Annotated in this window: 11 protein-coding genes; 10 read left to right on the forward strand and 1 reads right to left on the reverse strand. The window is 57.6% G+C overall.

Features of this window, described 5'->3' with window-relative positions; genetic code table 11:
* The first annotated feature begins 43 nt into the window (after positions 1 to 43).
* From QYE47_RS04730 to QYE47_RS04770, 9 genes are all read left to right on the forward strand, one after another.
* Positions 44 to 1,318: an ABC transporter substrate-binding protein gene (locus tag QYE47_RS04730; RefSeq protein ID WP_014590925.1), complete on the forward strand. Its 1,275-nt coding sequence runs from the start codon at positions 44 to 46 to the stop codon at positions 1,316 to 1,318.
* A gap of 21 nt (positions 1,319 to 1,339) precedes the next feature.
* Positions 1,340 to 2,302, forward strand: coding sequence for a carbohydrate ABC transporter permease (locus QYE47_RS04735; protein ID WP_014590924.1), 963 nt, complete (start codon positions 1,340 to 1,342; stop codon positions 2,300 to 2,302).
* Positions 2,299 to 3,141 (forward strand): carbohydrate ABC transporter permease, encoded by an 843-nt coding sequence (locus QYE47_RS04740; protein ID WP_014590923.1) that lies wholly within the window; start codon positions 2,299 to 2,301, stop codon positions 3,139 to 3,141. Before QYE47_RS04735 ends, QYE47_RS04740 begins: the two co-directional genes overlap by 4 nt.
* 27 nt (positions 3,142 to 3,168) lie before the next feature.
* On the forward strand, positions 3,169 to 4,314 hold the full coding sequence (locus tag QYE47_RS04745; protein ID WP_014590922.1) for an ABC transporter ATP-binding protein: 1,146 nt from the start codon (positions 3,169 to 3,171) through the stop codon (positions 4,312 to 4,314).
* The gene (locus QYE47_RS04750; protein WP_014590921.1) at positions 4,311 to 5,813 is read left to right on the forward strand and encodes a sucrose-6-phosphate hydrolase; all 1,503 of its coding nucleotides are present in this window, start codon (positions 4,311 to 4,313) and stop codon (positions 5,811 to 5,813) included. The genes QYE47_RS04745 and QYE47_RS04750 overlap by 4 nt, the downstream gene beginning before the upstream one ends.
* Before the next feature lie 75 nt (positions 5,814 to 5,888).
* Positions 5,889 to 6,881, forward strand: coding sequence for a LacI family DNA-binding transcriptional regulator (locus tag QYE47_RS04755; RefSeq protein WP_041166969.1), 993 nt, complete (start codon positions 5,889 to 5,891; stop codon positions 6,879 to 6,881).
* A 467-nt stretch (positions 6,882 to 7,348) separates the two neighbouring features.
* A complete protein-coding gene (locus tag QYE47_RS04760) occupies positions 7,349 to 7,651 on the forward strand; it encodes a hypothetical protein (RefSeq protein WP_014590919.1) in 303 nt (100 codons plus the stop codon).
* 112 nt (positions 7,652 to 7,763) lie between these two features.
* Entirely contained in the window at positions 7,764 to 8,267 is a 504-nt protein-coding gene (locus QYE47_RS04765; protein ID WP_041166968.1) for a CinA family protein, read from the forward strand.
* A gap of 235 nt (positions 8,268 to 8,502) precedes the next feature.
* Positions 8,503 to 8,904: an ACT domain-containing protein gene (locus tag QYE47_RS04770; protein ID WP_014590918.1), complete on the forward strand. Its 402-nt coding sequence runs from the start codon at positions 8,503 to 8,505 to the stop codon at positions 8,902 to 8,904.
* 45 nt (positions 8,905 to 8,949) lie between these two features.
* On the opposite strand, the gene QYE47_RS04775 is transcribed toward QYE47_RS04770, so the two are convergent.
* Positions 8,950 to 10,401, reverse strand: a complete 1,452-nt coding sequence (locus QYE47_RS04775) for an efflux transporter outer membrane subunit (protein ID WP_041166967.1) — start codon at positions 10,399 to 10,401, stop codon at positions 8,950 to 8,952.
* A gap of 83 nt (positions 10,402 to 10,484) precedes the next feature.
* On the opposite strand from QYE47_RS04775, the gene QYE47_RS04780 reads away from it, so the two are divergent.
* Positions 10,485 to 11,099: a TetR/AcrR family transcriptional regulator gene (locus tag QYE47_RS04780; RefSeq protein ID WP_010954179.1), complete on the forward strand. Its 615-nt coding sequence runs from the start codon at positions 10,485 to 10,487 to the stop codon at positions 11,097 to 11,099.
* Positions 11,100 to 11,159: the final 60 nt, after the last annotated feature.

Consider the following 11,159-nt stretch of genomic DNA (forward strand, 5'->3'; position numbering starts at 1 on the left):
TGTTGACGTTAACTTTTCTAAAAACAAAAATAAAGAGGGCTTTATGAAACAGCTCAAAACACTCTTTCCAGCAGCACTGCTTGCCCTTTGCGCCGGGCTTCCATCCCTCTCCAGCGCAGGCAATCTGACGATTTCCTGCGGTGCGGTGGGCGCGGAATTACAACTGTGCAAAGAGGCCGTCGAGGCGTGGTCTCAACAGACCGGCAATCACGTCGAGGTGGTGTCCACGCCTAACTCGGCAACCGAGCGGTTGTCGTTCTATCAACAGATCCTCAGTGCGCAGTCCAGCGACATCGACATCATTCAGATCGACATGGTGTGGCCGGGGATGCTGGCCAAACATCTGCTGGATTTGCGCGAGGTGCTGCCCGCCGATGCAACCCAAGGCTACTTCCAGGCGCAGGTGGACAACGCCACGGTGAACGGACGGCTGGTGACGATGCCGTGGTTCACCGACTCGGGCCTTCTGTATTACCGCAAGGACTTGCTCGAGAAATACAACAAACAAGTCCCCCAGACTTGGGAGGAAATGACCGCAACCGCCAAGGATGTGCAACAGGCCGAGCGCAATGCCGGCAACGCCAACGCCTGGGGGTACATCTTTCAAGGGCGTGCCTACGAAGGCCTGACGTGTAACGCGCTGGAATGGATCAGCAGCCAACCGGACGGCGGGCTGGTCAATCCACGAGGCGACATCGTGGTCAACAGCCAGGCCTCAAGAGCGGCGTTGACCCTGGCCAAAAGCTGGGTAGGCGACATCTCCCCGCGTGGCGTGCTCAATTACACCGAGGAAGAAGGACGCGGCGTATTCCAGTCGGGCAATGCGCTGTTTATGCGCAACTGGCCTTATGTCTGGGCCTTGGTGCAAAGCCAGGACAGCGCCGTAAAGGACAAGGTCGGGGTCGCTCCCCTGCCCCGCGGCGGCGAGGCCGGCAGCCATGCATCCACCCTCGGAGGCTGGGGCCTGGCGATATCGCGCTACAGCGCCCATCCCAAACTTGCCGCCGAGCTGGTGAGCTACCTGACCAGTGCCCAGCAGCAAAAACATCGTGCCCTGATAGGCGCCTATAACCCGGTTATCGAGTCGCTGTATCGAGATCCCGAGCTGCTCGCGACCATGCCTTATTACGCTCAGCTGCACAGCATTCTCAACGACGGGGTCATGCGCCCCGCTTCAATCACCGCCGCTCGCTATCCACGGGTCTCCAATGCGTTCTTCGATCGAGTGCACGGCGTGCTGGCAGGCGAGTTGCCCGTCGATCAGGCGCTGGTCGAACTGGAAAGCGAACTCACACGCATCAAACGCCGGAACTGGTAGGCCACAAGGAAGAAAATCACCATGCCTGTCTCTACTACCCATGCCTCCTGTGACGAGCGCCTGCTCACCAGGGAAACGCCCATACAGAGTCGCCGAGTACGCGCCGCCTGGCTATTTCTGACACCGATGTTGCTGTGTCTGACCCTGGTGGCGGCATGGCCGCTGCTGCGCACATTCTGGTTCAGCCTGACCGATGCCAGTCTGGCGGACAGCAGTGGCGGTTCCTTCGTAGGCATGAGCAATTACCTGTTCCACGACGGTTCCAACTGGTCGGGCATCCTGGTCGATCCACAATGGTGGAACGCTGTGCGCAACACGTTGTATTTCACTGTGGTGTCGGTGGGACTGGAAGTCATCCTTGGGCTGTCGGTGGCGTTGCTGTTGAACATCCAGTTCACCGGCCGTTCCCTGGTGCGTGCGTTGATTCTGATTCCCTGGGCGATTCCGACCATTGTCTCGGCGAAGATATGGTCATGGATGCTGAACGACCAATTCGGCATCATCAATCACCTGATGCTGAGTCTCGGCCTGATTGACGCTCCTCTGGCCTGGACGGCAGATGCGGATCTGTCGATGTGGGCAGTGATCATCGTCGACGTGTGGAAGACCGTCCCTTTTGTCACGCTGCTGATGTTGGCGGCCTTGCAGATGTTGCCGAGTGATTGCTACGAAGCCGCCAGGGTTGATGGTATTCATCCGCTGAAAGTGTTCTGGCGTGTCACGCTTCCCCTGTTGATGCCTGCATTGTTGGTGGCCGCGATCTTCCGCATCCTCGATTCCCTGCGGGTATTTGACGTCATCTATGTGCTGACCTCAAATTCTTCTAGCACCATCAGCATGTCGGTCTATGCCCGCCAACACCTGGTGGAGTTCCAGGATGTTGGCTACGGCAGCGCGGCCTCGACTCTGCTGTTTCTGGTGGTTGCGGTAATCGCCATGCTTTATCTCTACCTCGGACGCCGTCAAATGGAGGTTCGATCATGAGCCAGCGCCTACTGAAAAAATCGCTGTTGCGCCTCGGATTCTGGTGTCTGATCGGAGTTTTGCTGCTGTATGCGGTCTTCCCTTTCTACTACGCCATCGTGACTTCGCTGAAGCCGTCCAGCGCCTTGTTCGAGGTGAGCTACTGGATCGAACACCCCGACTTCTCCAATTATGCGGCAGTACTTCACCAAGCCTCATTCCTGCGGGCAATTGGTAATTCGCTGGTGGTTGCGCTGTGCGTGGTGACGCTGGCGCTGTTCCTCAGCCTGACCGCTGCCTATGCCTTGGGCCGGGTGAAATTCCGTGGGCGTGGGACAGTATTGATGATGGTCCTTGGCGTCTCCATGTTTCCCCAGGTCGCGGTGCTGTCGGGGCTGTTCGAAGTGATCCGCGCCCTGGGCCTGTACAACACGTCCTGGGCGTTGATCCTGAGCTACACGATTTTCACCCTGCCCTTCACCGTCTGGGTGCTGACCACGTTCATGGGGCAATTGCCCCATGAACTGGAAGAAGCGGCAATCATGGATGGTGCTTCGCCCTGGGTCACGCTGACCCGCGTGCTGTTGCCGCTGCTCTGGCCCGCCCTGGCCACTACCGGTTTATTGGCCTTCATCGCAGCGTGGAACGAGTTCCTGTTTGCCCTGACCTTCACCCTCACCGACACCCAACGCACTGTGCCGGTTGCCATCGCCTTGATTTCCGGCGGCAGCCCCCATGAGCTGCCTTGGGGGCTGTTAATGGCCGCATCGGTGCTGGTCACCGTCCCGCTGGTGATTCTGGTGCTGATCTTCCAGCGCCGAATCGTTTCCGGCCTCACTGCCGGCGCGTTAAAGGGTTGATGCCCAACAAATACAAGGAACAGCATCGTGATCAAATTGAAACTGGACAACGTGAACAAACAACTGGGTGGCGTGCGGATTCTTCGCGACATCAACCTGGAGATCGCTGCGGGTGAATTCGTGGTGTTCGTCGGCCCGTCGGGCTGCGGAAAGTCGACCCTGCTGCGACTGATCGCCGGACTGGATTCGATCTGCGCCGGCGACCTGCTGATCGACGGGCGACGGGTAAACGACCTGGAGCCGCGCGAACGTGGCGTCGGCATGGTGTTTCAGTCATATGCGCTGTACCCGCACATGAGCGTTTACGACAACATCAGCTTTGGTCTCAAACTGGCCAAGACCGAAAAGACCAGCCTGCGCGAGCGCGTGCTGAAAACTGCGCAGATCCTGCAATTGGACAACCTGCTGCAACGCAAGCCAAAGGAACTGTCTGGAGGCCAGCGTCAGCGTGTGGCGATGGGCAGAGCCATGGCGCGGGAACCGGACATCTTGTTGTTCGATGAGCCACTCTCCAACCTGGATGCTTCCTTGCGGGTGCAGATGCGCAACGAAATCGCCCGGCTGCATGACCGACTGGGCTCGACCATGATCTACGTCACCCACGATCAGGTGGAAGCAATGACCCTGGCCGACAAAATTATCGTGCTCAATGGCGGTCGCGTGGAGCAGGTCGGTTCACCGCGCGAGCTCTATGAACGCCCATCGAGCCGCTTTGTCGCCGGTTTTCTCGGTTCGCCGAAAATGAATTTTCTACCGGCACGCCTGCATGCCCCGGGCGAAACCAGCCTAGTCGATACTCCCGTTTTGGGTATGACCGCCCTGCCCTTCGACAGCTCGGATCTGGCGGCGGGCACGCTGCTGAGCTTGGGGATTCGCCCGGAGCACGTATCGCTCAAAGCGGCGGAAGAAACCGCCGGCATCGTCGTGATGGGGGTCGAGTACCTGGGTAGCGAAACGTATGTGCACCTCGAAACAGGTCAGGACGAGCTTCTGACTTGTCGTTGCGAGGTCAACGCCGGATGGCAGGCAGGCGATCGGGTCGAACTGCAACTGGACACAGACCACCTGCACCTGTTCGACGCCGACGGCAGGGCCTTGAAGCGCCACCCGCAAGCCATTGAAAACCTGCCGAATGACATTTCTCTGCGTTCAGTCCGAGCACGCGCCCTATGACCTTGTCTTTGAATACCATGAGCGACCCGATGTCTTCTTCCCTTGATCTTGCGCAGCGTGCACTGAGTGAGGGTATCTCGCGCGTCATCCACGATTATCGCCCGGGCTATCATATTGCGCCGCCGGCAGGCTGGATGAACGACCCTAACGGGGTCGTGTACTTTCGTGGCGAATATCACGTGTTCTATCAGCATTACCCCTTCGACGCGAAATGGGGCCCGATGTATTGGGGCCACGCCAAGAGTGCCGATCTGGTTCATTGGCAGCACCTGCCCATTGCACTGGCACCCGGCGATGACTTCGACCGTGACGGTTGTTTTTCCGGTAGTGCCGTGGTGTGTGGCGATACCCTGGCCCTGATCTACACCGGGCACACCTGGCTGGGGGAAGTGGGTGACGAGCGCTTCATCCGTCAAGTCCAGTGTCTGGCAACCAGTAGCGATGGCATCCATTTCGTCAAACATGGCGCCGTCATCGACACCGCGCCGCACAACACCATCATGCACTTTCGCGATCCCAAGGTATGGCAGGAGGATGACTATTGGTACCTGATTGCCGGCGCACGTCTGGGCGATGTGCCGCTGCTGCCGTTGTACCGCTCCACGGATCTGCACGTCTGGGAGTTCCTTGACTATGTGTCCGGCGGCAGCGAGGGTGATGGCTATATGTGGGAATGCCCGGATCTGTTTCGACGGAGTGGGCGCGATGTACTGCTGTACTCGCCCCAAGGCATGCAAGCCGATGGTTACGACCGCCTCAACAAGTACCAGACGGGTTATCGAGTAGGCCGACTCGATAGCGAATGGCACTTCACGGGAGGGCCTTTTATCGAGCTGGATAACGGCCATGATTTCTATGCTGCGCAAACGCTACTGGCCGCTGATGGTCGGCGCCTTGTGTGGGCGTGGCTCGACATGTGGGAAAGCCCGATGCCGAGCCAGGACCATCACTGGTGCGGCATGCTCTGTTTACCGCGCGAACTTGAACTGTGCGCCGATCGCCTTTGCGTGTATCCGGCACGGGAGCTCACCGCCCTACGCAAGACGCCATTACCGAGTACGCCCTGGTGGGATGAGACAGGGTCCCGGTGGGTGCCGGACGTGAAAGGCGATATGCTCGAAATCCACGTGCATCTGGACTTGCTCGGCTGCACCGACGGCCACCTGGGAATTGCATTGCGCTGCAGCGACGATGGCCGTGAAGAAACCCTGCTCTACTACGATGCATCACTGCATCGCCTGGTGCTTGACCGTAGCCGCTCGGGTGCGCAAGTCACAGGCCAGCGCAGCGTATCGATAGACCCGACACAAGAGCGACTTGAACTGCGCGTGTTCCTCGATCGCTCCTCCATCGAGGTATTCGACGAAAACGGGCACTTCAGCCTCAGCAGTCGCCTCTATCCGCGGCCCGACAGTCTGGGCGTGAAGCTTCTGGCTAGCGGGAGTGGTGGGCGTGTCTCGATTCCCAAGGCGTGGTCTCTCGGTTCTGGATGGCTGTGAGACAGCTCATTCGAGTCGCGAGAAGTCCGGGCAATGTGTCATGATTCGGCGTCAACCTGACCGATTTCGCCTCACATGACTTCAGTGAAAGACGTTGCACAGCTGGCCGGCGTGTCCCTGATGACGGTTTCTCGAGCGCTCAACACTCCGGAAAAACTGAGCGCCGAAACCCTTCTGCGGGTGCGTCGAGCCATTGATGAACTGCAATTCGTACCGAGCCTGTCGGCGCGCAGGATGCGCGGCGACAACCTCCAGTCGCGAACCATCGGTGTGTTCGCGCTGGACACTGCGACCACACCATTCGCGGTCGAGCTGCTGCTGTCCATTGAGCAGACCGCGCAGCAAGCCGGCTGGAATGTCTTTATCCTCAACCTATTAAGCAACCCGCCCACTGACCAGAACATCGACCTAATGCTGTCGCACCGGCCGGACGGCTTGATCTTCAGCGCCATGGGGTTTCGCCAGGTGTGCATTCCCGAGCGGTTGAAGAGCAAACCACTGGTACTCGCCAATTGCCTGACCGATGACAGTCGCCTGGTGAGTTATGTGCCAGACGACGAAAAGGGGCAGTATCGAGCCGTACATCACGCGTTAAGCCAAGGCTATCGGCGCCCACTGTGTATCAATCTGCCAAAACAGAGTCTGGCCTGGGGCTTGCGACAAAAAGGCCTGCAACGTGCCTGTCAGGAATTCGGCCTAGCGCCTGGCGCACTCCTGCAATACGACCTTTCCGATCATGACGCCTATGGTGAAACCGCAGCCATCCTCGACCGACATATCATCGAAGGTCGCCCCCAATTCGACATTCTGATCTGTGGCAATGACCGTATTGCCTTTTGTGCCTATCAGCTGTTGTTGGGCCGTGGCCTGAAGATTCCCGCCGATGTCGCTGTGCTCGGCTATGACAACATGATCGGCATCGCCGAACTGTTCATCCCACCGCTGACCACCGTGCAATTGCCATATTACGAGATCGGTCGCAATGCTGCCCGGCACCTGATCCAGGCCCTCGAGGTATCGGGAGCCCAGCCAGTTGATTGTCCGTTGGTGGTCAGGGCATCACTATAAGAATCAGTAAAGCGAACAGGCGCTCATGAATAAGATCAGCAGTGCCAACGGCGTTGATCCACCAGTCAGTTGACCAGATACGCAGATTTTCCCAGCCAAGCCCACGCAGTAATGCTCCCGCCGCTTGTCTCTATCGCGCGCCGTAGCACTGTGATGGTAATGCGAGGTCGCTGGCCTGTTCTTATGAACCCAAACGGATGAACATTTCAACGGCATTAGCCCACAATCCCTCAGCAAAGCAATGCGCCCGCCCACTTATGAACAAATGACATCGCCCACTTGTTAAATCAGGTGCTAGGTCAGACATATTCATGTGTCAGCGTTTACTGATCGATATGGCGAACCCGTCTTGCATAATACTGCGTCGCCTACGGTGAACAAAAGCAGTCGCACTGTTGTCTTAGGGACATCTGGTGCCCCACAGCTTATGCGGGGCTTTTATCAAGGCTCGCTGTTGGGGTTGCGTGATGGGCATCAAGCCTTTCGTGGGCGCGCTGTTAATGCTCTCTTCCGTTGTTGGCTTGGCTGTCGCTGATCATCGCCATGAGAAACGGGAAGACGAGTACAGGGACGGTCCGTGTCACGTCAAAGAGGTCTCGGACAAGGGCGACTACAAGCTGGAAGTCAAATGCCCGGATGGGCGTGGCAGGACTTGGCCTCGGGGTGAATGGAAGGAGGAATACTGGGACGGTCCGTGCCGGGTGAAGGTCGAAGCCAAGCGGGACGAATACAAGAAAGAAGTAAAATGCGAAGGCCGTGACGATGACTGAAAACGAGGGAAATAAAGTTCAGTTCAAAAAACAAGGCGAAGCTGCGCTAAACCGGTGAACCATTTACATGGCCGACACGTCCACCACAAAAGAACAATGAGTCGACATAAAAATGGCAACGGATCCCGTATTGGCCGTGCTCGGCTACCTCAAAGACCACCATCTGGTACTTACCACTGCCGAGTCCTGCACAGCAGGCTGCATGGTCGCTCTGCTAGCGGCATTCCCAGGCACAGGCGAGGTCCTGGAAAGCGGCTACGTCGTGTATTCGCCCTCCGCCAAGAAGCGTCTGCTAGGTGTAAGCGCGGAAACCATCGAACGGTACGGGCTGACTAGCGAACCAGTCGCATGGGAGATGGCCCTGGGGGCGCTGAAGGACAGCGATGCCAATGTCGTTATCGCAACTACAGGTTTAGCCGGGCCTGACCCAGCAGCTGGGGTTCTACCCGGCACGCTTTGCTTTGCGTGGGCTTTTGCCGGCGAACCGATAGCCGTGTTTACCCGTACCCAGCGTTTTTTTGGTGAGCGAGCGCAAGTCATGCACGACGGCGCCGTCTATGGACTGACGCGCCTGATCCATTATCACGAGCGCTGGCTTCGTGGGGAGCGCGCTTGAAGGGGGCAGGTAATGACAGGCAAGAAGGCGACTTTCGACATCGAATACTGCAGGTGAACCCCTCGACTACCCTCCTCCACCTTTTGCGTAAGCACTTGGATCATGCGGATTCCAAAGACGCAGACTTAAAGCCCAAGCTTTAGATCAGATCACGTGCCGCTTCGAAGAACATTGGCTTGAGGTTTGAGGTTTGAAGGCGGCGCAGACTTCTGCCACTATTTTTTGGAGGTGAGACATGGCGGGTGAAAAATCTATCTCTGCCCTACTACGCGGTATGAGCCCAATCCTCAACGAAGGTGAGTACGTCTTCTGCACTGTCGCTGACTTCGCAGGACTGAGCCCGGACGACTTGGTGGGTAGCTTCAAGGAGAAAGAAGGCTTGACCTTGATCATCGAGCGAAGCCGAGCAGAAACGCTCGGGCTGAAGTTTGATTTCGTCGCTGCGTGGATCACCCTGACCATCCATTCGGCCCTCGATGCAGTTGGCTTGACTGCGGCGTTCTCGACTGCTCTGGGCCAAGCAGGAATCAGCTGCAATGTGATCGCAGCCTATTTCCACGATCATGTCTTCGTAGGTAAAGATGATGCGCAAAAAGCAATGAAGGTGCTGAACACCCTTTCCCAGGCTTCTGAGTGAAGCCGGTCGAGACGCCTTATCGCTCAAGGCATTTACGCAGCCCCATCATCGCTGTGCCACATCTGAGTCACTTGACCACCCGCCACCCAGGGCGAGGTAGGCAGCAATAGCAGCACGCGCCGCTTCAGTTTGCGCAACTGCTCGGGAATCTGATGTCCTGAGAAGCTGCTGATCTGCGTTCAGAACGTCTATCAAACTGGCTACACCGTTCTGGAATGCTACAAAGGACGAACGTCGTGCTCGCTCCAGGGATGCCTCACCGCGTTTGAGCGACTGTGCCTGCGCTTGCCGATTGATCAATGCAGACAAAGCTGTTTCAACATCTTCCGAAGCCTCCAGCACAGACTGCCGATAGAGGGCCAGGGCTTCGGCCTCACGTCCTTTGGCCTGGTCTATCTGCGCGTTGATACGGCCAAAATCAAAGAGTCGCCACCTCAAGCCGAGCAATACGGCTGATTGGTTGGCATCGCCCGTGAAAAATGGTCCGCCAGAGGTAGACGCGCTGCCGATCAGCCCGCCTATTGAAAATTTTGGGTAGTACTCACTGATCGCACTGCCGATCATGGCATTGGCAGCCATGAGCCTGCGCTCGGCGGCGATCAGGTCGGGCCGACGGCGGAGCAGATCGGAAGGTTTGCCGATTTGCGCAAGCGCAGGCACCTGAGGGATTGACGAGGCCATTGCCATTTGGGCTCGGTGGGTACCTGGCGCACTGCCCAGCATGACATCCAAAGCGTTGAGAGCCGCATCCAGGCCCGCACGCAAAACCGGCACGGTTGCCTCGACTTGAGACAGTTCGCCCTCGGTTTGACGAACCTCGTAGTCAGGCGCCAGACCTTTGCGGTTGAGCAGGTTGACTTTGGCCAGAAGGTCTTGCTGTGTCTGCACCTGGTTCTGAGCAATGGCCAGACGCGCCTGCAGCCCCCTCACGGTAGTGTAGATATCTGCTGTTTGCGCGGCGACGGCAAGACGAGTTGCGATTGCCACCGCCTCAGAAGCCTGGTACTCACCGACCGCGGCTTGCCGATCACGACGAAGCCCGCCAAACAAGTCGATTTCCCAGCTTGCTTGCAGATTGAGTTCATAGCTGTTGCCGTAGCGGTCATAGTCAGGCGTTGAGTTCAGCAGCTGGCCCAAGGGCGCTTCAACGGATTGCCGTGAGCGTGCAGCTTGGCCATTGATACCCGCGGACGGCACAAGCGCCGCGGTCGCTGAGCCCAGCGCTGCGCGAGCCTGAGCTACACGGGCCTGTGCCTGCGCCAACTGCAGGTTTTGCCCCAGCGCCTCGGTCACAAGCCTGCTCAACAAAGGATCTCCAAATCCTTCCCACCAGACATCAAGGCTGCCGACCGATGTGTCGCTTGCGGTCAACGGCTGTGCATCCGTGACGTAATGATCGGCCAGCGCAACCTCTGGCTGTTTATAATCCGGGCCAACCATGCACCCTGCAGTGAGACTGGCGCTCAACAGCAGAGCAATCGTTCGGTAGGGAAGCATGATGATTCTCATAGACCAAGAGGAGGTGTGACCATATTATATTTTGGTCACACTCTGTCAATCAGTTCCAGGATGCTTCAAAAATGAGTAAATCTTCTCCACCCTCGCCGGCGCGCGGACCAGCCGACCACGACGTGAGGGATCAGATCATCCAGGCTGCCATGGAGCACTTCGCCCATTATGGGTACGACAAAACCACTGTCTCTGACTTAGCCAAATCGATTGGCTTTTCAAAGGCCTACATCTACAAATTCTTCGAATCCAAACAAGCGATCGGAGAGGTGATTTGCTCCAGTCGGCTTGCGCTGATCATGCAGCGCATTGCGACGGCCACCAGCGACGCCCCGACTGCATCGGAGAAGCTGAGACGTCTATTCCGAGCGATCGCTGAAGGCGGGGCTGACCTTTTCTTCCACGACCGGAAGCTCTATGACATAGCGGCAGTGGCATCGCGCGACCAATGGTCGTCGGTCAAGTCTCATGAAGCCAATATCAGTAAGGTCATTCTGGAGATCCTGACACAAGGCCGCGACGCAGGAGAATTTGAACGCAAGACACCCCTGGACGAACTGACGCTGGCGATTTTTCTGATCATGAGGCCATACGTAAATGCCGCGCTCCTTCAGCACAACCTGGACACGCTTCAGGATGCGGTCGTCCAACTGCCGGCTTTGATACTCCGAAGTCTCGCCCCCTAGCAGATTGTGACCATTGACAATATTGGTCACCGGTAGAAAAATGGGATTCCTATATCGCCT

Origin of the sequence: Pseudomonas sp. 2,4-D (assembly GCF_030418155.1) — a bacterium.
In the GTDB taxonomy this organism is placed as follows: Bacteria; Pseudomonadota; Gammaproteobacteria; order Pseudomonadales; family Pseudomonadaceae; genus Aquipseudomonas; species Aquipseudomonas alloputida.

Bases quoted from the DNA above. Each gene is read 5' to 3' on its own strand.
- QYE47_RS04765 (WP_041166968.1), top strand. From the start codon at position 7,764: ATGGCAACGGATCCCGTATTGGCCGTGCTCGGCTACCTCAAAGACCAC.
- QYE47_RS04770 (WP_014590918.1), top strand. From the start codon at position 8,503: ATGGCGGGTGAAAAATCTATCTCTGCCCTACTACGCGGTATGAGCCCA.
- QYE47_RS04755 (WP_041166969.1), top strand. From the start codon at position 5,889: ATGACTTCAGTGAAAGACGTTGCACAGCTGGCCGGCGTGTCCCTGATG.
- QYE47_RS04730 (WP_014590925.1), top strand. From the start codon at position 44: ATGAAACAGCTCAAAACACTCTTTCCAGCAGCACTGCTTGCCCTTTGC.
- QYE47_RS04750 (WP_014590921.1), top strand. From the start codon at position 4,311: ATGACCTTGTCTTTGAATACCATGAGCGACCCGATGTCTTCTTCCCTT.
- QYE47_RS04740 (WP_014590923.1), top strand. From the start codon at position 2,299: ATGAGCCAGCGCCTACTGAAAAAATCGCTGTTGCGCCTCGGATTCTGG.
- QYE47_RS04735 (WP_014590924.1), top strand. From the start codon at position 1,340: ATGCCTGTCTCTACTACCCATGCCTCCTGTGACGAGCGCCTGCTCACC.
- QYE47_RS04775 (WP_041166967.1), bottom strand. From the start codon at position 10,401: ATGCTTCCCTACCGAACGATTGCTCTGCTGTTGAGCGCCAGTCTCACT.
- QYE47_RS04760 (WP_014590919.1), top strand. From the start codon at position 7,349: ATGGGCATCAAGCCTTTCGTGGGCGCGCTGTTAATGCTCTCTTCCGTT.
- QYE47_RS04780 (WP_010954179.1), top strand. From the start codon at position 10,485: ATGAGTAAATCTTCTCCACCCTCGCCGGCGCGCGGACCAGCCGACCAC.